Genomic DNA, 21,502 nt, shown 5'->3' with positions numbered 1-21,502 from the left:
GCCTATATATCGTCCCGCGCGATCCGCATCGTGAAGCGCGTCGTCTGCCCCCGGCGGCGGCGATGGTGGAATTCGCTGTCGCATTCCAGCGCGATCTGCTGGATCAGCCACAGCGTCGCCGGGTCCATATGGCAATCGATCGTCGCCATCCCCTCTTCGTCCATGCAATGCAGCGTGACGAGGATATGCGCGGGCGACCGGTCCGCCCGCAGCAGCACCTGCCCCTTGATCCGGCTGCCGTCCTCGCGGAGGAAACCGCCAAAGGCGCACAGCAGCGCGGCGACCCCCATGATCTCCACCGTGCCGTGGCGGCGGGACAGCGGATGATCCAGCCCGTCCCCGGCCAGCTCGACCGAGATGTCGGCATGGCGGACGTTGGACCGGGTGGCCGCGATCGCCCGTTCCAGCGCGCTGCGGACGTTGAGCAGGCTGTAATCGGCATTGCCCCCGCGCCCGAACCAGCGGAACAGGCTGAGGATCGCCGCCGCATTTTCGGTATTGGCAGAAATGCGCCGGATGCGCTCGTCGATCTGCGCCCGCTTGTCCGGGTCGATGCCGATATGCTCGATGATGTAGCTGAGATTGCCGTTCGCCATCGAGATGACGTTGAGCGGCTGGGCGAGGTCGTGCAGCATGCCGCTGGTGATGCGCCCCAGCAGCAGGTTGCGGACGATCGCTTCGAGGCCCTGCGCGTCCCAGCCCAATATCCGCGCATTGGCGAAGGCGAGATAGCGCGTCAGGATCGCGCCCAGCAGCGCCGCGAACAGATTGGCCGGGACGATCAGCAGCGCCGCCGCCCGCTCCATCGGCAGCAGCAGCGCCACGCACAGGCAGGCGGTGCTGAGCGCGAGGCACAGGATGGTGATGCGCTGCGACAGGTGCATCAGGAAATAGATCGCCCGGTGCGGGATCAGCGCGGCGCAGGCCATCAGCGCCGTCGCCGACCAGAATCCCGGCGATGGCGGCAGGGGCGACAGGGGCGGCAGGGACGGCAGCGGCGGAAGCAGCGGCAGCCACAGCGCGACGGGCGCCGCCGCCGCCGCCAGCGCGGCGACCAGCGGGCTGCGGAACACGAACAGCGCGCCCGCCAGCACCGCCCCCATCACCGCGACCGGCGGCGAGGCCGGCGCGACGATCATCAGCGCCGAAAAGCACAGCGCGAGCGTGCAGGGATAGATGCGCCGCCCTTCCGCCCGCGCGTTGCCGTCCTTCCGTCTTTTCATGGGAGAGGTCGAATGACAGGGGCCGGGCGGCTCCAATAATAGCCCTGCCCGTAATCGGCGCCCACCCGCCGCGCCGTCGCCAGTTCCGCAGCCTCCTCGATTCTCGTAACGGTCGATGTCATCCCACGCAAATGGCAAAGCGAGATGATTTCATCAAGCAAGTGGGGGTCGTTCTGAACCAGATCGAAAAAGCCCCGGTCGAACTTCACCTCCTTCAGCGGCAGATGGACGATCCGGTCGAGGCTGGCCGCGTTCATGCCGAAATCGTCGAGATGCACCTCGAACCCCGCCGCCACATAGCGGGTGGCGATCGCATGGAGATCGCCCAGCGGCATCGCCCCCCGGCAGTCGATCAGCTCCACCGCGATGCGGTTGCCGGGCAGCCCCGCCGCCCCGGACAGCGCCGTCAGCTCCGCCAGAAAGCGGGCATCGGCGAAAATCTCGCAGGGACAGTTGAAGCCGACGGTCACGCCCCGCGCGCCGCGCCCGACGCCACCGCGACCACCCCCGCCCCCGCCACTGCCACTGCCGCCGCCGATCCGCCCATGCAGGTCGACCACCGCGCGCGCGGCCGAAACGGTCATCGCCAGCGCGGCGTCGTGATCCAGCCCGGTGAACCAGTCGTTTATCATCTCGACCCCCTCGACGCGGAGGAAGGTTTCATAGCCGACGATATGCCCGCCGCGCAGATCATGCTTCGACTGGAACACATAATCGGCCGGGCTGGCGCCGTCGCGCGCCAGCCGGTCCAGCCTGCCGGGCCGGTCGGCGCGCGACCGCTGCTCCCGCTGCTCGCCCAGCAGGCTTTCCAGCCGGTCGAGCTTCAGCGGCTTGGTGAGCAGCCCCGCCAGATGCAGCGCGCATTCCACCGCGCAGGTCGAGGCCGCGCGCGTCAGCAGCAGGTCGTCGTCGCACAGCAGGATCACCGTCGCGCCCGGCCGGGTCGCCGCCACCTGCCGGATCGTCTCCACGCAATCGTCCGGCGCGGCCGGAACGTTGACGATCACCACGTCGAAGCCGATCGCCGGGGGCACGGCGCGGCCATCCTCGCTCCAGATCGCCAGATGCCCGACCAGATGCAGGAAATCGCGCAGTTCGACGGCGGTCGAACTGTTGTCGTCGATCAGCAGGATGGTGAGAGACGCCTTCAGCGGGATTCCCTTTTCTGGACCTGTGTCCCGCGTATCTGCGCGCGGGTGGCCTGCGACTAAACCGGGTTCGGAACCGATCCGAACCTATTTCCCGTCAACTTTGGGCCTATTTGTTTACCATATGTGAAAACGCCCCCTCCGGCCGCACGGGAAAGCAAGGAAAATCCGGCAGTCGCCATAACCGCCCCGCCGCCGCCAAGGTTAAAAAAGGTGGGATCAGTCCGGTTCCATCTGTTGTGCCCTGCCTTGCGTGAAATTGCTACCTAATCAAGGGGATCGGGCGGGGGCCCGGTCCATTTTGCGTAAAAATTTTTGCGTGAACGCAAGGGGGCGGGAATTTGAGTCTGGGCCTGAAGGCGAAAGTCACGATCATCGCAGGATTGCTGGTCGCGCTGCTTTTCCTCGTGCTGGGGATCAGGGAGCTGCGCCGCGGCGCCGGGGAGGCGGACGCGCAGGCCCCGGCCGCCCCGGCGCGCGCGGTCGCGCCGGTCGCCGTGCTCGCGGTGGCCGCGCGGCCGATCGAGACGGGGCAGACGATCACCGCCGACATGATCCGCAACGCATCGGGCGATCCGGCCCGCTTCCCCGCCGCCGCCACCCCCGCCGAAGTGATCGGCAAGGTCGCCACCCGGCCGGTGCCCGCCGGGGCGATGATCGAGCGCACCGCCGTCGACACGGCGGCGAAGCTCGCGATCCGCGTGCCGGTCGGCATGCGCGCGATGAGCATCGACACCACCGCCGAGATCGCGGTCGCGGGCCTCGTCCGTCCCGGCGACCGGGTCGATGTGCAGGTCGTCTATCCCGGCGCGGACGCGATCAGCGGCGCGCGCGGCGAAGGCAGCAGCCGCACCCGCACGCTGCTCCAGATGGTGCCGGTGCTCGCGGTCGGGGAAGCCGTGGTGGGCAGCGCCGCGGCGGCGGCGGCGAGCGACGACGGCAAATTCTCGGCCCCGCCGCCGCCCGCCCGCACCGTCACGCTGGCGCTGCACCCCGATCAGGTGCCGGTGCTGTCGCTCGCCAGGGCGACCGGCTCGCTCTCCCTCTCGCTGCGCAATCCGGCGGACAGCGCGGCCGTCGCCGTCAATCCGGCAGCCTCCGATCCGCCGCCCGCCTCCACCGCCACGGCCGCCGCGCCGAGGGTCGCCGCTCCCGCGCCCGCCCCGGCGTCCGCGCGCCCCGCCGCGCCGCGCCATTCGATCGAGCTGGTGGTCGGCAAACGCCATGACATCATCTATTCGGGGGAAACCCAGCGATGACCAGAACCCTCGCCGCAGGCCTCCTCCTCTGCGCGGCTCCCCTCCTCTGCCCGATGCTCGCGGGGGGCGCGGCACGGGCGCAATCCGATGCCCGGCCGCTCTATCTCAAGGGCCGCGCGGGCCTTTCCTTTCCCCGCGCGATCAGCCGGGTCGAGGTCGACCGCGAAGGCGTGGTGCAGGTGAGCGCGCCCAGTCCCCGATCGCTCAGCATATCCGGCATCGGCCGGGGCGAGGCGACGGTCAGCGTGTTCGGCGCGGACGGCCGCCTGCTGGGCGAGACGCGCTTCCGCGTGATGCCGCGCCCGTCCTCGGCCAATCGCGATCTGGCCGCCGACCCGCGCCTTTCCGGCGCGCGGGCGATGCTGGGCGACCGGGGCGTCACCCTCTCCGGCGAGGCGTCGGGCCTGCGCGCCCGCGCCGATGCCGGGCGGCTGGCCGAGGCGGCGGGCGAAGGCCCGGTCGCCAATCTCGCCATGGTCGCGGGCGAGCAGGTGGTGGCGGTGGACGTGCAGTTCGCCGCCGTCTCCGCCTCGACGCTGAAGGCGCTCGGCTTCAACTTCGCGAAGCTGAGCGGCGACATGCAGGGCGCCATCGTCTCGCCCGGCGGCGGGGGCGACGCATCCTTCGGCAGCGGCGGCCTCTCCGTCGACGGGACCGCGCCCATACAGGACGCATTCAAGCTCTTCCTCTCCATGCCCAATCGCGGCATCGGCGCGGCGCTGAGCGCGCTTTCCTCCAACGGCCTGTCGCAACTGCTGGCGCAGCCCACGCTGCTGGTCCGATCGGGCGAGCAGGCGAGCTTCCTCGCGGGCGGCGAAATCCCGGTGCCGGTGCCGCAGATATCGGGCGCGGGGTCCAGCACGCTGTCGATCCAGTACAAGGAATTCGGCGTCCGCCTGTCGGTGACGCCCTATGTCCTCTCGAAGGACAATATCGTCCTCAAGATCGCGCCGGAAGTGAGCGAGCTGGACTATAACAACGGCGTGCAGTTGCAGGGCTATGTCGTGCCCGGCCTGCGCCGCCGCTCGGCCGAGACCACGGTGGAGCTGGGCAGCGGGCAGAGCTTCGTCATCGCCGGGCTGACCTACAGCAACAGCACCGTCAGCCGGGACAAGACGCCGCTGCTGGGCGACATTCCGGTGCTGGGCGCCTTCTTCAAGCGGCAGCAGAGCCAGAAGGAGCGGCAGGAGCTGATCATCGTCGCCACCCCGCGCCTGGTAGGACCGGTCGATGCGCGCGCCATGCCGCCCCTGCCCGGCAGCGCCACCGCCGCCGTCGATCCGTCGATCGGCGACATGGTGCTGGGCACCGACGGGCTGGACCAGCGGACGGCCCCCTTCGGCGTGGTGAGGCGCTGACATGGTGGGGATATTGGTCCTTTCCGTCGACCGGATGCTGGCCGACCGCATCAGCAAGGCGATGGGCGGCCGCATGGCGGTCGATCTGGTCCAGTCGATCGAGCCGCAGATGCTCGACCGGCCCTCCGTCATCATCGTCGACCGGGCGGCGATCCCGCCCGAACGCTCGCTCGCCGGGGCGATCGGCACGGTCGCGGAAAGCGCGCCGGGACGGCCCGTCGTGCTGGCGATGGACGAGGCGGACCCGGCGCAGATCCTCGCCGCCGTGCGCGCGGGCGCAAGCGACATCATCCGGCGCGAGGCCGAGGGGGCGGAGGTCGCGGAGGTGCTCTCGCGCCTGCTCAACACCACGCTGGCCGAGCAGGCGGGCGCCGGCCGGCTGACGCTGGTGATCGGCCCGGACCAGGAGGCCGCCGCGCTGGTGGCGAGCGACCTCGCCATCGCGATCGCGCGGACGCGCGCGCCGGGCCTGCTGATCGACTGCACGCTGCCGACCAGCGCGGCCGAGGCCTATCTCGACCTCAAGGTCAGCTACGGTCTGGCCTCCGCCGTCGCGGATATCGAGCGGCTGGACGCCAATCTGCTGTCCAACGCCCTCGTCCGCCACACGCCCAGCGGGTTGCAGCTGCTGACCTTCGACGGCGGCACCGGCGGGGAGCCGGTGGGCATTTCCCCCAACGACATTGCCGGGCTGGTCCGCCTGCTGCGCGCGTGCAGCGGCGATATCGTCCTCCATGCGGGCAGCCTGCGGCACAGCGGCCTGCTGCGCGAGCTGGCGACGATGGCGGACCGCATAGACCTGGTCTGCGTGCAGACGATCCGCGAGCTGGAGGCCGCACGCAGGCTGATCGAGAAGATCGCGCCCGATCCGCTGACGCTCGACCGCATGAGGCTGCTGATGTGGGATCATCAGCCCGGCGTGCTGCTCGACGGGCGGCGCATGACCCGCACCCTGGGCCTCAGCCCCGCCCATTATCTCGGCATCCCGGTCGATTCCACGCGCATCCGCAACGCGCTCAATTCCGGCCGGCCGCTGGCGATGGAGGAGGATGGCGGCCCCTATATGACCGCGATCCGGCGCGCGGCGGACCTTCCCGTCCTGCCGCAAAAGGGCGCGCGGGAAAGCGTCGCCCGGATGCGCCGGGCGATCCTCAGAGCATTGGAGCGCACCGCATGAGCCTGTTGACCGACGATTTCACCGCCGCCGCCGCCGTGCCGATCGGCAAGGCGCTGGCCATGCCGATCAGCCAGCCCGCCGCCCAGCGGATGAGCGACGCCTATCAGGCGGTGAAGGCGCAGACCTGCCAGCAGGTGATCGAGCGGCTGGAATCGCTCGGCCGCACGGCGGAATCGCTGGGCAGCACGGCGCTGCGCGAGGAGATAGAGCAGACCATCGCCATCCGCGCCCGGCGCGGCCAGCTCGCGCTCAACAGCGCGGAGCGGCTGCTGCTGATCGAGGATGTGGAGGACGAGGTGGCGGGCCTCGGCCCGCTCGCGCCGCTGCTGCGCGACGCGGGCATCGACGACATCATCGTCAACGGCCCCAACACCGTCTATGTCGAGCGCGGCGGCGTGCTGGAAAAGGTGCGCACCCGCTTCCGCGACGATGCGCATCTGATGAACATCATCCAGCGGATCGTCGGCCCGGTCGGGCGGCGGATCGACGAGGCGTCGCCCTATGTCGACGCCCGCCTGCCGGACGGGTCGCGCGTCAACATCGTGATCCCGCCGGTCGCGCTCGACGGGCCGGTGCTGTCGATCCGCAAGTTCCGCATGCAGGCCCTCACCATCGAATCCTGCATCGAGCGGCAGATGATGAGCGCGGAAATGGCCGCCTATCTCAGCGCCGCGGTGCGGGCGCGGCTCAACATCCTGATCTGCGGCGGGACCGGCGCGGGCAAATCTACGCTGCTGAACATGCTGTCGGGCTTCATCAGCAGCCGCGAAAGGCTTGTGACCATCGAGGACGCGGCCGAGCTGCAATTGCGGCAGGCCCATGTCGTGCGCCTCGAAACGCGCCCGCCCAATGCCGATGGCGAACGGGCGGTGAGCGCGCGCGACCTGCTGCGCAACGCGTTGCGGATGCGGCCCGACCGCATCATCCTGGGCGAGGTGCGCGGGGTCGAGGCGGTCGAGATGCTGCAAGCCATGTCGACCGGGCACGACGGGTCGATGGCGACGCTGCACGGCAATTCGCCGCGCGACGCGCTCGCCCGGCTGGAAATGCTGATCGGTTTCGCCGGTCTCCAGAACGACGTGCGCGCGGTGCGCCGCTTCATCGCCAACAGCGTGCATGTGGTCGTCCACATCCAGCGCCTCGTCGACGGCAGCCGCCGCATCGTCTCGATCACCGAGGTCGCCGGGCAGGAGGGCGACGCCTATTCGCTGAACGAGGTGTTCGCGTTCGAGGAACAGCCGCCCCTGTCCGGGCTGGGCGAGTTCCGCACCCTGTCGCACCGCCCCCATTTCGCCGCGCGGATGCGGGATTACGGCTCCACCGCCACCTCCATCGGGGAAAAGCTGGTTTGAACGGGCTGGCCTTCATCCTGCTGGCGCTGTTGATCCTGTCGGCGATCGCCTGGTGGATGATCGCGCTGCACCGTCAGGAGCTGACGCGGCTCGACGACCGCCTCGCGCGGCAGTCGGCCGGCGGCGCCCCCGTGCGGCGGACGGCCGCCGCCGCGACGCCGATGCTGATGCCCGCCTTCCTCGCACCGCTGCTGGCCCGCGCGCAGATCGAGCTGACGGCGCGACCGGTCGGCCTGGTCGCGGGCGTCAACCTGCTGACCGCGGTGGCCGCGCTGCTCGCCGCCGGACCTGCGGCGGCGCTGGGCGTGCTGCTGCTCCCGGCGCTGCTCGGCCTGCTCTATGCCCGCGCCCGCGCGCGCCGCCGCGTCGAGGCGCTGATCGAGGCGCTGCCCCATTATATCGACGCGGTGCGCCAGATGAACATGGTCGGCAATTCGCTCGCCCAGGCGCTGGAGCGGTCGCTGGCCGACGCGCCGCCGATCGTGCGCAGCTACATGGCGCCGGTCGCCCGCAGGCTGGAGCTGGGCGCCCCGGCGGGCGAGGCGATCCAGATGCTCGCCGACCGCCTCGGCATCGCCGAAATCTCGATGCTCGCCGCCGCCATCCGCACCAACCTGCGCTATGGCGGGTCGATCAACACGGTGCTGTCCAACCTGTCCGGCATTCTGCGCGCCCGCATCCGCGTGAAGCGGGAGCTGGACGCCGCGACCGCCCAGGCGCGGGTCAGCGCCCGCGTGCTGATCGCCATGCCGGTCGTCGCGCTGGGGCTGATGGTGCTGATGAACCCGGCCTATCTCGACTTCTTCACCGGCGACCATCGGGGGCGCAGGCTGGCGGTGATCGCGGTCGGCTTCCAGGGCCTCGGCATCGTCGCGATGAACCGGATGATGAGGCTGAGCTTCTGATGGCGGGGCTGCTCTCCCTCCTCTGCTTCGCCCTCGCACTGGGCGGGCTGGCCTTCGCGGGCGGCGGGCTGCGCGTGCTGCTGGCGGCGCGGCGGCTGAACGAGCGGCTGGCGGGCCGGGCGCTCCCGGCGGCGCGGGCGGAGGACATGCCGTCCCTGTTGCGCCTGCCCTCCTTCTTCGTCGCGCGCGGCCGCGACCGGGAGGAGATAGAGGCGAAGCTGCGGCTGGCGGGCTTTGAAGGCGCGCAGATCGTCGACCGTTTCGTGCTGCTGCGGCTCGGCGCGACGGCGGCGGGCGCGGGCGCGATGATGATAGCCTCCCGCCTGTTCTGGGGCGGTTTCCTCGCCAGGCCGCTGGCGGTCCTGATCGGCGCCGGGCTGATGTTCATCGCCGCCAAGCAGGCGCTGCAACTGATGGCCAACCATCGCGCGCGCGCATTGACCAGCGAATTTCCGTTCCTGATCGACCTGATGCTGATGATGCTGGAAAGCGGCGTTTCGCTCGACCAGTGCTTCCGCTCGATCATCAAGGACGAAAGCGCCGCCGCGCCCCGCCATGTGAAGCTGATCGCGATGCTGGTGGACGATCTCGACCGGGGCATGAGCTACGAGGTGGCGCTGGATCGCTGGGCCGCGCGGGTCGGCATCGCCGGGGCGAGGGAGCTGGCCGTGCTGTTCCGGCAGGGGCTGTTCCAGGGGGTGCAGCTGACCCCGGCGCTGCGCGAATTCGCCGACGAGTTCACCCAGCGCCGCATCGCGCGCGCGCGCGAGGCCGCCGGGCAGATCGCGGTGCGCATGGTGGTGCTGATGCTGCTGTTCTTCATGCCCGCGCTGTTCATCGTGCTGGGCGGCCCGCCGGTCGTCACCCTTTTCGACACGCTGAAGGGAATGCGCCAATGACCCCTTCCCCGCGCGTCCTTCTGTGCGCCGCCCTGCTGATGCCGGCGCCGGTTCCGGCGACGGCGGCCACGGTGGGGGAGGATGCCGTTTCCACCCGCGGCTTTTATCTCCAGCTCATCACGCAGGCGCGGATAGACGGGCGCGCCCGCGCCGCCCTCGCCTATCTCGACGATTTCGAGCGGCGCTACCCCGGCGATCCCGAAGCGGCGGTGCTGCGCGTCAACAGCCTGCTCGACATCGGCGATGTCGATGGGGCCGAGGCGGCGGCGGCGGGCCTGCCGTCCGCCGGCGGCGGCGATAACAGGGACAAGGCGGTCAACGCGGTGCACGGGCATCTGCTCGCCGCGCGGGGGCGCTGGCATGACGCGCTGCCCTTCTACCAGGCGGCGGTCCGGGCCAGCCCGACCGAGGCGCTGCTGCGCAATGCGCTGGGCTATGCGCAGCTGCGCGCCGGGCTGGGCGGCGCGGCCATCGAGACGCTGCGCGGCGCCGCCGCGCTCGCGCCGTCCGACGCGGTGATCCGCAACAATCTGCTGCTCGCGCTGACGATGGACGGCCGCCAGGACGAGGCCCGCGCCGCGCTCCAGGCGATCGCCGATCCCGGCCAGCGCAGCCGCCTTTCCCGCCAGATTGCCGACGAGGCCGCGCGCATCGCCGCGCAACCGCCCCGATCGCCGCGACAGGAGAACAGCCGATGATTGCGCCCTTGCTTCTCACCGCCCTGGCCGCGCCGCCCCTTCCGCTGCCGCTCGAAAGCGAGGCGCGCCGCGTGATCGAATGGCAGCTCGCCTCCCCGCCGCGCGAGGGGCGGGAAAGCGGCCTTTCGCCCGAAGAGGCGGACGCCGTCCATCGCCGCTATCTGGACTCGATCGGCGAGACGCTGGAACCGGCGCGGGAGGAACGGAGGCCCACCCGGCCATGATCCGCCGGCGCGCCTGGCCGCTGCTGATGAAGGACGACCGCGCCGTGGTCGCGCCGCTGGTCGCCGTGCTGGGCGCGTCCCTGCTGGCGGCGGCGGGCCTCGCGCTCGACGTCGGCCTCTACTACACGGAAAGCCGCGACCTGCGCAACGCGACGGAGGCGGCCGCGCTGGCGGCGGCGATGAACCCGGCGGCGGGCGCGCAGCGGGCGCGCGACTATCTGGCGCGCAACGGCTATGACGCCTCGGTCCTCAAATCCGTGCAGGTCGGGCGCTATTGCCCGGACGTCCGCCTGCCCGCCGGCCAGCGCTTCGACGCCAGCTTCAGCCTGTGCCCCGGCAACGGGCGCGGCAATGCGGTCCGCATCCGCACCGAAAGGCCGAGCCGCCGCTTCCTCAGCCGCCTGCTGGGGCCCGCCAACCCGATCCCGGATCTGGGCGCGACGGCCACCGCGGCCCGCATCGACGAGGCCGGGGTCGGCATCACCTCCGGCATTCTGACGGTCACCAACTCGCTCGTCACCAGCGTCAACAACCTGCTCGGCGCGCTGCTCGGCATCAAGCTGCGGCTCAGCACCGCCGATGTCGAGGCGCTGATGAACGGCAATGTCGATGAGGGCCTGTTCTTCGACGAACTGGCGCGCCGTGTCGGGGAGACGGGCACCTATGGCGACCTCGTCGGCCGCACCGTGCCGCTGCGCGACCTGCTCGCCGCCGCCGCCGAGGCAGCGGCCGACCCGGCGACCGCCGCGACCCTCTCCACCCTGTCCGGCGTCGTCGGCTCCGGCTACACCGTGCCCCTGGCCGGGCTGTTCGGCCTGGGCGTGCAGCAGAACATGCCGGTCGGCGAGGCGGACGCCAAGCCCGCGCTGCGGGCGGGGCTCAACGCCTATCAGCTGCTGACCTTCGCGGTGCAGGCCGGGCCGGGCGCGATCGACCTGTCCGATGCGGTCAGCCTGCTGGTGGGGGGCAGCACCGTGCGCATCGGCGCGGTCGCCACCGGGCCGGTCGACCGGCCGCGCTTCTCCTTCGGCCCGGAGGGCGAAACCAGCGTCGGCACCTCCGCGCTGCGGTTGCAGCTGTTCATCGGGCTGGGCAATATTTCGGTGCTCGGCAGCACCCTGTCGGTCGATTCGGTGCCGGTGCTGATCGACGTCGCGGCGGCCACCGCCAGCATCGCCCGGATCGAGTGCGACAATACCGCCGAGCAGGCAAGCAATACGCGCGTCACCGTCAATGCCGCGTCCGGCCTCGTCAACGCCTATATCGGCACCGCGCCGGCCAATGCGATGACGCGCCCGATGCCGGTCATCACCGCGAGCAGCATCAAGAGCGCGCGCCTCGTCAACGTCGCCTCGCTCATCACCGTGGACGCACGGGCGGTCGCCCAGCCGGTGATGGGCGTGAGCGGCAGCGTCCTGTTCGGGCCGGGCGGCCAGGCGACGGTGGGCAGCCCGTCCGCCCCCGGCACCGCCGCGACCGTCGGCAACGGCTCGCAGGTCGGCACGCTGCTGACCTCGCTCATTTCCTCGATCAGCGCCAGCGAAGGGTTGCAGGTCCGCATCCTCGGCCTGTGCCTGCCGCTGGTCTGCGACGCCACGGCCGGCGCGGTGCGAAGCCAGCTGCTGGGCGCCGTCGTCAACCCGCTCGCCGGGCTGGTGGGAACGACCGCCGACCCGCTGCTCGACAATCTGCTGGCCGCGCTCGGCATCCGGCTCGGCCATACGACCCTGTGGGTGACCGGCGCGCGCTGCGGGGTGCCGGTGCTGGTGTGAATCAGGCAAAGGGCGATGGGGCGCCACTCCCGTTCCACCGTTCTCGACATGACGGAGTGAGACAAGGAAGAACGATGATGATCAAGAAACTGACCAACCGGATCGGCAAGCGCCTGATCGACGACGAACGCGGCCTCGCCGCCGTCGAATATGCGGTGCTGGGCGCCATCGTCGTCGCCGCGATCGTGGCGATCGGCACCGACTTCCGCACCAATCTGGCCGCGGCCTTCTCGTCCCTGTTCAGCAGCATAAGCGGCAGCTGAGCCGGGCCGAATGAGCAGGGTTCGTCCTGTCATCCGCCGCCTCGCGGGGTGCGAGAAGGGCATGACGGCGCTGGAGTTCGTCTTTCTCGCTCCGGCGCTGTTGATGCTGGTGTTCGCCATCATCATCTATTCCTTCTACTTCGCGGCGCAGATGGGGCTGCGCCACGCCGCCGCGGAGGGCGCCCGCGCCGCCGTCGCCGGGCTGAGCAGCGCGGAGCGCATCGCCCTCGCCCGCGCGCGGGCGCAGGAAGTGATCGACGGATATGGATCGCTGCTGGCGGCGGGCGGGCAAAAGCCCGTCATCGCCACCACCGCGAACGGATCGGACAGTTTCACCGTGCGGCTGAGCTATGACATGAGCGCCAGCCCGATCCGCCGCTATGCGGCCTTCATCCCGCTGCCCGCGACCACGATTACCGCATCCACTGTCGTCACCAATGGGAGTTATTGATGAACGGGGTTCATCTCATCGCCTTCGCGCTGCTGGTCCTGCTGCTGCTGCCGGTCGCCGTGGCCGCGTGGGAGGACAAGCGTCCGCCCGACGCGCTCTATCTGGCGATCGCGCTTTCCGGCGCGGGCTTCGCCGCCGTCACCGAGGGCGTGCCGGGCATGCTGAAGGCGCTGGCGACGGGGCTGGCGTGCCTGCTGCTCGTCGCGGCGGCGATCACCGCGATCCGCGAACGCTGGCAGGTGCGGCTGCTGCTCGGCACTCATATCAAGCTGCTGGGCGCGGGCGCGGCATGGCTCGGCGTATCCGGCGCGTCGCTGATGCTGCTGCTGGCGGCGACCCTCTTCCTGCTGTCCGTTGCGATTTTGCGTGCACGCAAAATGCCGACGGTGCGGCCCAATTTTTCCCATATAGCCGTCCTCGCGATCCTGTTCGTCCAAATGGAAAAATCGCTGATGACAATAATGAAATGATATTTTCTAGACCTTGGAAAAATTATCAGAATAATAGAAATGTCCATGGAAACCCATAGCAGCGATCCGACCGCCTATATCCAGAGAAGCAATCCAAGAGGTTTTTCCACGGTGTCATCCTCTATTATGGTTGTTGACGATGATCCGGACTGGGTCAATGAATGTGCGTTTATGATCGAGTGCCTGGGCTATATGCCCGTCACCGCGACTTCGGCCATGGAAGCAGTCGATCATATGAGGACTGCGGACATAGCGATCGCCATCATCGATTATCATATGCCCAATTGCGACGGCCTTTCCCTTATCCACAGATTGTCCGCCATAGCGGCGGCCGAGGGGCGGCAGACCCGCTTCATCATGGTCACCGGCCATGCGAGCATGGAGCTGGCCGTCGATGCGATGCGCGCCTCGGCGATGGATTTCCTGCAAAAGCCGGTCGACCGCGAGGATCTGCGCAAGGCGCTGCAACGCGCCAACGGCCTGCACGAGGCATCGGTCGCCCGGTCGCTGCTGCTCGACAAGATCTCCTCGCTCAGTTCGGAGTTGAGCCACCTGACCCGGCTGATCGACGAAAGGCCGGTCGCCGCGCCCCCGGCGGGCGCGCAGCCGCCCGCGGCCCCCGGCACCGCCGCCACGCAGGACGATGAAAGGAACATGGTCGATTATATCCGCGGCCTGCTGCGCACCGAGGCCAAGCGCAGCAAGCTGGGCGGCGGCGCGCTGTTCGGCGATCCGGCGTGGAACATCCTGCTCGACCTGCTGCTGGCGCGGCTGGAAAAGCGCGCCGTTTCCGTCTCCAGCGCCTGCATCGCGTCGGGCGCGCCGACCAGCACCGCGCTGCGCCTGATCAAGAAGCTGATCAGCGACGACGTGCTCTACCGCATCCAGGACGAGCGCGACGGGCGGCGCAGCTTCCTGGGCATCAACGCGAATGTCGAGAAGATGATGCTCGATTATCTGGCGGGCCAGCTCCAGCGCTAGAGCGTTTTCAAGTCAGATGGAACATCTGACGGCTCGGAAAACGCGGCAAACAAGGAATAGCCAGACTCTGTCCGGTTCAATCTGAACAGGACAGAGTCTAGTTTGATTTCGAAGCAGGTGGAATCACCTGCTGACTCGGACCCGTCAGGGCGACGAAGTCAAATCACGGAAAACAAGGATTATCCGGCGCGCGCGGCGGCGATCGCGGCGCGCAGCAGCGCCAGCACCTCCTCCACATCCGTGTCGGCGGCGATGCTGAGGTCGACCTGAAGCTCGCCATCCTTGCCCGGCTTCACGGTGCCCAGCCGCGTTTCCCCGGCGAGGATCGGGATTTTCGCGGCGCTTTCCCCGGCGCGCGGCGACGCGGCCTCCTTCAGCCGGGCGATGACGACGCCGGGGGAGATCATGCGCTCGCCCCGCGCGGCGAGATCCTGCTGCTCCCTGCCGATCAGCCGCGCCTGCGCGATCACCGCCGCGCGCGTTTCCGGGCGGCGCAGCAGCGGGGTCAATATCTCCGAATGGCGCACGCGCAGCTCGTCCTTGGTGGAGAAGGCGTCCACCACCTCCTCCGGCAGCTGGGCGAGCGCGAGCAGGCGGCTCAGCTGGCTGTTGGAAAGATTGAGCGCCTCCGCCATGCGCGACTGCACGCCCCCGTAGAAGCGGTCGACCGCGCTCTGATAGCTGCGCGCGCGATCCAGCTCGGTGATGTCGGCGCGCTCGCGATTCTCGATATCGGCGAGGCGGAACGCCTCCTCGTCGGAAAGATCGACGACCAGCGCGCTCAGGCGCAGTTCCGGGCGGCCATTATGGTTGAGCCAGTCGACCGCATAGCGCCTGCGGCTGCCGACCAGCAGCTCATAGGGCTTTTCCGGGTCGGACGGGTTGAGGCGGACCAGCACCGGGATGCGGTTGCCCCCTTCGCTGGCGATCGATTCGATCAGCGAGCGGCAGCTTTCCGGCGTCAGCCCCGGCTGCTGGCGGGGGTTGCCGTTCCACACCGAGCATTCGCCCGGCCGCACCATGATCGCGGCCTGCGCGCCGCCCTCATTCTGCATCAGGCCGGTCAGCCGCTGGTCGAGCCGGCTCAGTTCGACCGTCTGCCCGGATGCCGGCCCATCCAGCTTCGGCTCATAGGTCAGGGTCGTGAGGATATTTTTCATGAAGCTCGACATGGGCGGTTTCATAACCTTGCTGCTCCTGCCGCCGTCCGCGCGCGAAAGGCGCGGCCCGGCCCGGATTTCCTGTTCCATCCTTATGGCATCAAAAGGAAAATACTCCTTATTGTCGGCAGGTTAAAACTTCCAGCCCCTCTTTGCCCGGCGCGGAAAATAGCGGAGGAAGGCAAGGAGCGCGAGGGCGAGGCTGAAGGCCATCGCGCACTGGAGCAGCACCGGCGGATCGAACCGGGGGACGAGATGGAAGGCCGTCAGCAGCGCACCGGCCGCCGCGGCGAGGGCCGACCAGGCGGCGAGCGAGGCGGGCATCTGCCGCGCCCTGCCCCGGTGGCGGCACAGCAGCTCGATCGCATGGGGAAAGACCGCGCCCAGCAGGAAGGCGGGCGCGAACAGCAGCAGCAGCGCCGCCATCAGCGCGCCGTAGCGCAGATCGGGCGCCGCCACGGCAAGGGCGATGCAGACCGGGCGGGCATAATGGATCAGCGGCAGCGTCGCGAGCGCCGCGAGGCACAGCGGCAGCGTCAGTCCCGCCGCCGACTCCCGGCCCCGCCCCGGCAGCCCGCCCGACAGGCAGCCGAGCGAAAAGCCGAGCAGGACGGCGAAGATCACCGCCCCCCACACATAGGTCGAGTTGCCGAACCACGGCATCATCAGCCGCGCGGCGACCATGCTCACCAGCATGCCGTAGGCGCCGCTCCATCCTGCCAGGATGTAGGGCGCGCGAAAGCGCGCACCGGGCGCGGCGCCGTAATAGGCGGCGACACTCATTCGAGCAGCGCCCGCACCGCCGGAACATAGTCCGGCCGCAGCATATAGCTGCACGCGCCGGTCACGATCGCGCCGGTCATGCCGTGCCGCTCCAGCGCCCGCCGCAGGCGGCAGGCATAGACGCGCAGGACGGTGTGATTGGCCGAGCGCAGCGACAGCAGCCGGGACAGTTCGGGCAGTTCGTGAAAGACGCCGGGCTCCTTCAACAGGCACAGCAGCAGATGCGACGCCCCCTTGCCCAGTTCCAGCGTCCTGCCGACATGGTCGATCATCGCCTGCTCCACCGCCGCGCGCGGAAGGGGGAGGCATTGCCGCGACGGGGGCGGCGCGGAAAGGGCGGCCGAAGGGGCCGGCCGCTCCCCTTCCCATCCCTGCGCCCCGCCGTCCGCCAGCTGGATCAGCACCGAGGACAGGTCCTTCAGCATCTCCTGCTGCCGGTCCCCGGCGGCGCGGCTGCCGGTGGCGGCCTGCCGGAACGCCCGGACCGCCAGCGCCAGCGCATCCGAGCCGATGCGGATCAGTTCCTCGGCCTGCGAGGCGGTGGCCCCCCGGTCGCGCATCCGCAGGCGCGCATGGCTTTCCCGCCAGTCGATGCCCGCAGGGCGGCGGAAGGAGGATATGGGGCGCGTCATCGCCCGCGCCTCCGCCCGGCGGCCCTCACGCCAGCCACAACCAGCATAGCAGCCCTCCCCAGAACAGGGCGCCGCACAGCAGCGCCACCGCGACGCCCAGCCGCAGCCTTTCCCCCGGCAGCGACTTCATGTCCGGCACATGGATGCGGTTGCCGCGCACGGTCACGACGACCCCGTCCCTTTCGCGGCGCAGGCGCCGCCTGCCGGGATCGGGACCCGCCCGGCCCGCGCCGGGATGGAAAAGCGATTGCCCTTCCTGCTGTCTCATCATGTCCTCCCGGTCTTTCCCCGTCGTGCAGGCCCCATTGTCAGGCCCCATCATGCAGGCCGCCTCATGCAAGGGCGGATCGCCCGCCGGCCCGGCCCCGCCCGTGGAACGGAAAGCCCCTCCCCACAGCGGGAAAATGGGGGCGTTCCCGTTCCACGGCCCTGCTCCGCATCAGAAGCGTCGGCTGACCGACAAGGTGAAATTGTGGATGCGGCGGTCGGAACCGAACTCTCCATTATAGCCGAGCCGGACCGAGGTGCGGCTGGCATGGGTGGCGGTGACGCTGGCGCCGACCAGCCCGGCGTCGCGCGCCAGCGAAGTGGGCTGGAGGCTGAAGATCGCGGCGTCGCGGCTGGCGAAGCGGGCCTCTATCCGGCTTTCCGGCTGCCCGCGCAGCTCATGCTGCCATTCGGCGCGCAGCGCCGGGCGGATCGCCCAGTCGCCCTTGTCGATCGTCGCGGATACGCGGCCGCCCAGGCTGCCGCGCAGCGACTTGAGGTTGTAGGCGGCGACATCCAGCGCCGCCGTGCCACCCCGCTCGGTGAAGGATTCGACATCGGCATAGCGATAGAGCAGCCCGGCGAAGGGCTGGACGCGGACCTTGCCAGACCGCAGCAGCACGCCCGCCTCGGCGGTCGCGGCCCAGCCGTCGCCTTCCACCACGCCGGTGCTTGCCAGCCTGTTGTCGAAGCCGTCCCAGCTGACCTGACGGCGCAGGCGATATTCGGCGAAATTATAGCCGCCCGTCACATCGACATAGACCTTGCCGTTGCTGTAGCTGGCATAGGGGCCGATATAGGTGTTGAAATCGGTGATGCGCGGCCTTTTCGCGCGGTCGAGGCCGGCGTCGATCCCCTCTATGCCGATGGTCGCGCCGATCAGCAGGTCGGGCAGCGGGCGCATGTCGATCGCGAAGCGCAGGGCGCGGCTGTCCATGTTCGCGGACGGCCGGTCGGTCCGCCCCTCGTAACGCCCCTGCGTCAGGTCGCCGGTCAACATCATCGTGATGGTGCCCGGCCCGCTCGCCGGCATGTCGGCCGGGGCGTCCATGGCGATAGCGCGGCGCTCGACCAGATAATCGCGAAGCTGCCGGTCATGGGCATCCATCGACCCGGCGGCCAGCCGGGGCAGGAGCGTGTAGCTGCGCGCGGAAAGCTGGCCCAGCGCATCCGCCCGCTGGCCGGCCGAGGGCAATTGCGAGAGGGACTGCATCATCGCCATCCGGTCGCTGCCCGCCGCCGGAGCGATGCCGTCCAGAACCACGCCCACCGCCCTTTCGCCGGGCGTCTGGCCATAGCCTTCATAGGGCCCGGCGACCTGCGCATGGGCTGCGACGCTGAAGGCGACGGCGCCGCCGACCAGGATATGGCGCAGATTTCGGATCATCACTTGCATTACCGACACGATAGACTTCCCTTTTTTCTGTTCTCCGGCGCGGGCTCCGCAACGAAGCCCGCGCCCTTCACCGGTTTGCATTCGTTCCCCTGCCGCGCACCGGGCGGGCACGGCAGGGGTCGGGGCGGCTCAGTGGCCGCCCCTTGCGGCCCTCTGGGGCAACTCTGCGGCCTGCGGCGTCCGGCTGGCCCTGAAATTGCTGAAGGAAATGACGGTCTCGTCCTGAAGCTCCTGCTCCCAGCGGCGGGTCAGGCTGAGGCCGCCGACATGGCTGCCCGCCACCCATTCGGCCCCTTCCTCCAGCGCCAGTTGCAGGAACAGGGCGGAATCGACGCCGTCGACGATCACCATCGGCCCGATCGTGCGGGCAAGGCCCAGCAGATGCGCGAGCCGCGCGCGGTGCCGTTCCGACTGGAAGGCGGTGCGCAGGAAGGCGCTGTCGAGCTTCACGATGTCGGCGGTCAGCGTCAGCAGCTGGCCGATCGAGGCGAAGCCCGACCCGAACTTGCCCAGCGCGATGCGCGCGCCCAGAGCGCGGACGGCCGTTACGAATTCCTGCGCGTCGTCCAGCGAGGCGAGCGCGGAGCTTTCGTCAATCTCTATGATGAGCCTGCCCGCCAGCGCCCGATCCCGCGCCAGGCGGCGGCGCAGCTCGGTCCAGCTGCTGTCCTGCCCGTGCAGGTGGAACGACAGGCTCTGCGCCGATACCGGCACGGAGAGGCAGGCGAACGGGTCCCGCTCCAGCTCGTCGAGCACGCGGGACACGATCTGCTGCTCGATCGGATAGGTCAGCCCCAGCCGCATCAGCGCCTGATAGCCCTCGGCGCAATCGGTGCGCTGGCCGCCCTCGCCCATGCGGCAGAGGCAGGTTTCGTGATGGAAGGCGAAGGAAATGTCGTCGGCCTTGCGCACCGCGCGCCAGCCGAAGAAGGTCGCGCCATGGCCGAACTGGTCGAGCAGCGCCGCGCCGACCGCCATGTCCTGCCGGAACAGCTTCGCCCAGCCCTCGCCACGCTCGGCCGAATGATCGGGGCGGACCGAGGATCCGGCGAGCTGACGCCGCGCGGCGGCCCGCGCCGTCTCGACCGCGAGGGCCGCGTCGCCGCCCTGCTCCACGATCGCGCCGCCCGCCGACAGCGACAGCAGCAGCGCGCCGTCGCCATGGAGCATCGGTTCGGCCCCCAGCAGCGAGCAGAGCGCATCGACCATCGTCCCCATCGGCGGCAGCGGCGCGGCGCACGCCTCGCGGACCATGATCTCGATATCGTCATGGCCGATGCGCAGGCCGTCCACGGTGCGGAAATGCGGGCCGAGGCGGCGGGCGAGCCCGTCCATCGCCTGCTGGCCCGCCTCCTCGCCGAAGGCCGCCCGGATCTGGCGGAGATTGTTCAGGCGGACGATGAACAGGCAGGTCGTCTCGCCATTTCCGTCTTTCGTCATGACCTTCGCCCTTTTTCCCGGCGGAGCGGGAGGATCGCCCCACGGATGATGCGTGAATTCCGGCCCGGCATGTGGGGGGTACCGGGCCGGACTCTGCCCCAGGAGGTCAGTTGCCGCCCGCCCCCAGGAGATTGGTGACGGGGGACAGCAGACCGCCCAGGCCGGAGGAAGAGCCGGAAGCCGGGCTGAGCACGGAATTGACGATGCCGGTGACCGGCGCCAGCAGGCCGCCGCCCGTGGCGGGCGATCCTTCGGCCGGGCCGGTGGCGGGCGCCAGCACCGAGCCGACCAGATCCGTCACGGGGGCGAGCAGCCCGCCGGTCGAGGAACCGCCGTTCAGCAGGCCGGTGACAGGGGCAAGCACCCCTCCGGCGGCGGAGCCGTCACCGCCGAGCAGGCCCGTCACCGGCGCCAGCAGGCCGCCAGCGGCCGCATCGCCGCCCAACAGGCCGGTCACGGGAGCCAGCAGGCCATCGGCGGCGCCGCCCGAACCGCCGCCCAGCAGGCCCGTCACCGGGGCGAGCAGGCCGCCGTCCGCCGAACCGGCAAGGCCGCCGCCGAGCGAGTTCACCACGTCGAGCACCGGCGTCGCGACCGCATCCACCACGGATGTCACCGCCGCGACGGCGGGCGAGGCCGCGGTCGTCACCTGCCCGACCACCGCGCCAAGCTGCGGGCCGAGCGCCGCGCCGGTCAGGTCGACGACCGGCTGGAGGCCGGACTGGACCCCTGCCGCGGTGGTCGGCACCGCGACATCGACCAGCGTGCCCTGCGACAGGACGCTGACGGTGGCGAGCTGGCCGGTCGCCGGGGTGCCGCCGGCCGGGTTCAGCAGATTGACGCCCACCAGCGTATCGGCCGTGCTCGGCGTGGCGAGGGCGTTGCCGCCGAGATTGGCGCCGAGCAGCGGCCCTTCATAGCTGGTCGCGCCGCCCGCGCCGCCGCCGATCTGGCCGGTCAGGCCGCCGACCAGGCCGTTGACGGCCCCTGTGACCGGGGCAAGCACGCCATTCTGCCCGACGAGGCTGCCGGTCAGCGGCGACAGCGTGCCGTTCACCGTGTCGAGCAGCGGGCCTGTCAGCGAATCCACGGTGGAGGTCACCGTGGCGACGGTCGGCGACAGCGATCCGGTCAGCTGGGAAACGGTGTCGCCCACATTGCCGCCCAGCACCGTGCCGACCAGCGAATTGACCGGGGCCAGCGCCGCGTCGACCTGCGCCGTGGTGGTCGGCAGGGTCACGTCGAGCACGGTATTGCTGTCGCTCAGCACATCGACGGTCGCAAGGACGCCGGTCGACTGGTTCGCGCCGGGCAGCACATTGACGCCGACCAGCGTGCCGGAGCCGCTGGGACCGAGCACGGGATTGCCGCCCACCGAAGGCGAGATCAGCGGGCCGGTGAGCGAGGGACCGGTCGGACCGCTTGGGCCGCTTGGGCCGCTTGGGCCGCTTGGGCCGCCGGGGCCGGTGGGACCCGTGGGACCGGTCGGTCCAGTCGGGCCGGAAGGACCCGTCGGGCCACCCGGACCCGTCGGACCCGTGGGACCACCCGGACCGGAAGGACCCGTGGGGCCGGAAGGACCACCGGGACCCGTCGGGCCGGTGGGGCCACCAGGGCCGGTAGGTCCGCCGGGGCCAGTGGGGC

The 21,502-nt window shown here is 70.1% G+C and carries 23 protein-coding genes; 14 read left to right on the top strand and 9 right to left on the bottom strand.

The genetic code is table 11. The features are described 5' to 3' along the window. Positions 1–2: 2 nt before the first annotated feature. Both GGR43_RS13665 and GGR43_RS13660 read right to left on the bottom strand, forming a co-directional pair. Entirely contained in the window at positions 3–1,223 is a 1,221-nt protein-coding gene (locus tag GGR43_RS13665) for a sensor histidine kinase (RefSeq protein WP_188072532.1), read from the bottom strand. Further along, the gene (locus GGR43_RS13660) at positions 1,220–2,257 is read right to left on the bottom strand and encodes an EAL domain-containing response regulator (RefSeq protein WP_188072531.1); all 1,038 of its coding nucleotides are present in this window, start codon (positions 2,255–2,257) and stop codon (positions 1,220–1,222) included. The genes GGR43_RS13665 and GGR43_RS13660 overlap by 4 nt, the downstream gene beginning before the upstream one ends. A 455-nt stretch (positions 2,258–2,712) precedes the next feature. On the opposite strand from GGR43_RS13660, the gene cpaB reads away from it, so the two are divergent. The 13 genes from cpaB to GGR43_RS13595 all read left to right on the top strand — a co-directional run bounded on the left by cpaB (position 2,713) and on the right by GGR43_RS13595 (position 14,180). Further along, positions 2,713–3,630, top strand: a complete 918-nt coding sequence (gene cpaB / locus GGR43_RS13655; RefSeq protein ID WP_188072530.1) for a Flp pilus assembly protein CpaB — start codon at positions 2,713–2,715, stop codon at positions 3,628–3,630. After that, positions 3,627–4,988 (top strand): type II and III secretion system protein family protein, encoded by a 1,362-nt coding sequence (locus GGR43_RS13650; RefSeq protein WP_425502222.1) that lies wholly within the window; start codon positions 3,627–3,629, stop codon positions 4,986–4,988. The genes cpaB and GGR43_RS13650 overlap by 4 nt, the downstream gene beginning before the upstream one ends. A gap of 1 nt (position 4,989) precedes the next feature. Next, entirely contained in the window at positions 4,990–6,165 is a 1,176-nt protein-coding gene (locus GGR43_RS13645; protein WP_188072529.1) for a CpaE/TadZ family protein, read from the top strand. Next, the gene (locus GGR43_RS13640) at positions 6,162–7,517 is read left to right on the top strand and encodes a TadA family conjugal transfer-associated ATPase (RefSeq protein WP_188072528.1); all 1,356 of its coding nucleotides are present in this window, start codon (positions 6,162–6,164) and stop codon (positions 7,515–7,517) included. The genes GGR43_RS13645 and GGR43_RS13640 overlap by 4 nt, the downstream gene beginning before the upstream one ends. Continuing rightward, entirely contained in the window at positions 7,514–8,422 is a 909-nt protein-coding gene (locus tag GGR43_RS13635; protein ID WP_246343740.1) for a type II secretion system F family protein, read from the top strand. The genes GGR43_RS13640 and GGR43_RS13635 overlap by 4 nt, the downstream gene beginning before the upstream one ends. After that, on the top strand, positions 8,422–9,321 hold the full coding sequence (locus GGR43_RS13630) for a type II secretion system F family protein (RefSeq protein ID WP_188072527.1): 900 nt from the start codon (positions 8,422–8,424) through the stop codon (positions 9,319–9,321). The genes GGR43_RS13635 and GGR43_RS13630 overlap by 1 nt, the downstream gene beginning before the upstream one ends. After that, on the top strand, positions 9,318–10,019 hold the full coding sequence (locus GGR43_RS13625; protein WP_188072526.1) for a tetratricopeptide repeat protein: 702 nt from the start codon (positions 9,318–9,320) through the stop codon (positions 10,017–10,019). Before GGR43_RS13630 ends, GGR43_RS13625 begins: the two co-directional genes overlap by 4 nt. Beyond that, on the top strand, positions 10,016–10,243 hold the full coding sequence (locus tag GGR43_RS13620; RefSeq protein WP_188072525.1) for a hypothetical protein: 228 nt from the start codon (positions 10,016–10,018) through the stop codon (positions 10,241–10,243). Before GGR43_RS13625 ends, GGR43_RS13620 begins: the two co-directional genes overlap by 4 nt. Further along, positions 10,240–12,015, top strand: coding sequence for a TadG family pilus assembly protein (locus GGR43_RS13615; protein ID WP_188072524.1), 1,776 nt, complete (start codon positions 10,240–10,242; stop codon positions 12,013–12,015). The genes GGR43_RS13620 and GGR43_RS13615 overlap by 4 nt, the downstream gene beginning before the upstream one ends. Positions 12,016–12,089: 74 nt before the next feature. After that, a complete protein-coding gene (locus tag GGR43_RS13610; RefSeq protein WP_246343739.1) occupies positions 12,090–12,278 on the top strand; it encodes a Flp family type IVb pilin in 189 nt (62 codons plus the stop codon). Between the two features lie 10 nt (positions 12,279–12,288). After that, positions 12,289–12,729, top strand: coding sequence for a TadE/TadG family type IV pilus assembly protein (locus GGR43_RS13605; RefSeq protein ID WP_188072523.1), 441 nt, complete (start codon positions 12,289–12,291; stop codon positions 12,727–12,729). Continuing rightward, entirely contained in the window at positions 12,729–13,199 is a 471-nt protein-coding gene (locus GGR43_RS13600; protein ID WP_188072522.1) for a hypothetical protein, read from the top strand. The genes GGR43_RS13605 and GGR43_RS13600 overlap by 1 nt, the downstream gene beginning before the upstream one ends. A 126-nt stretch (positions 13,200–13,325) precedes the next feature. After that, positions 13,326–14,180, top strand: a complete 855-nt coding sequence (locus GGR43_RS13595; protein ID WP_188072521.1) for a response regulator — start codon at positions 13,326–13,328, stop codon at positions 14,178–14,180. Positions 14,181–14,359: 179 nt separating this feature from the next. Here the strand turns inward: GGR43_RS13595 and GGR43_RS13590 are convergent, their stop codons facing one another. After that, on the bottom strand, positions 14,360–15,340 hold the full coding sequence (locus tag GGR43_RS13590; RefSeq protein ID WP_246343738.1) for a ParB/RepB/Spo0J family partition protein: 981 nt from the start codon (positions 15,338–15,340) through the stop codon (positions 14,360–14,362). Between GGR43_RS13590 and GGR43_RS13585 the strand changes: the two genes are divergently transcribed. Continuing rightward, positions 15,339–15,476 (top strand): hypothetical protein, encoded by a 138-nt coding sequence (locus tag GGR43_RS13585; protein ID WP_188072519.1) that lies wholly within the window; start codon positions 15,339–15,341, stop codon positions 15,474–15,476. The two genes, GGR43_RS13590 and GGR43_RS13585, sit on opposite strands and share 2 nt — an antisense overlap. On the opposite strand, the gene GGR43_RS13580 is transcribed toward GGR43_RS13585, so the two are convergent. The 6 genes from GGR43_RS13580 to GGR43_RS13555 all read right to left on the bottom strand — a co-directional run bounded on the left by GGR43_RS13580 (position 15,473) and on the right by GGR43_RS13555 (position 21,218). Then, entirely contained in the window at positions 15,473–16,123 is a 651-nt protein-coding gene (locus GGR43_RS13580) for a fused MFS/spermidine synthase (protein WP_188072518.1), read from the bottom strand. The two genes, GGR43_RS13585 and GGR43_RS13580, sit on opposite strands and share 4 nt — an antisense overlap. Further along, complete coding sequence (locus GGR43_RS13575; protein ID WP_188072517.1) at positions 16,120–16,755, bottom strand: hypothetical protein; 636 nt, start codon at positions 16,753–16,755, stop codon at positions 16,120–16,122. Before GGR43_RS13575 ends, GGR43_RS13580 begins: the two co-directional genes overlap by 4 nt. 25 nt (positions 16,756–16,780) lie before the next feature. Further along, entirely contained in the window at positions 16,781–17,026 is a 246-nt protein-coding gene (locus GGR43_RS13570) for a hypothetical protein (protein WP_188072516.1), read from the bottom strand. A gap of 168 nt (positions 17,027–17,194) precedes the next feature. Continuing rightward, positions 17,195–18,418, bottom strand: a complete 1,224-nt coding sequence (locus GGR43_RS13565) for an autotransporter outer membrane beta-barrel domain-containing protein (protein ID WP_188072515.1) — start codon at positions 18,416–18,418, stop codon at positions 17,195–17,197. Between the two features lie 129 nt (positions 18,419–18,547). Then, the gene (locus GGR43_RS13560) at positions 18,548–19,858 is read right to left on the bottom strand and encodes an EAL domain-containing protein (protein WP_188072514.1); all 1,311 of its coding nucleotides are present in this window, start codon (positions 19,856–19,858) and stop codon (positions 18,548–18,550) included. A gap of 106 nt (positions 19,859–19,964) precedes the next feature. Continuing rightward, complete coding sequence (locus GGR43_RS13555) at positions 19,965–21,218, bottom strand: hypothetical protein (protein WP_343054491.1); 1,254 nt, start codon at positions 21,216–21,218, stop codon at positions 19,965–19,967. Positions 21,219–21,502 lie beyond the last annotated feature (284 nt).

This window comes from Sphingobium jiangsuense (assembly GCF_014196495.1).
Taxonomy (GTDB): Bacteria; Pseudomonadota; Alphaproteobacteria; order Sphingomonadales; family Sphingomonadaceae; genus Sphingobium; species Sphingobium jiangsuense.
This window is presented reverse-complemented; position numbering and strand designations above follow the sequence as displayed.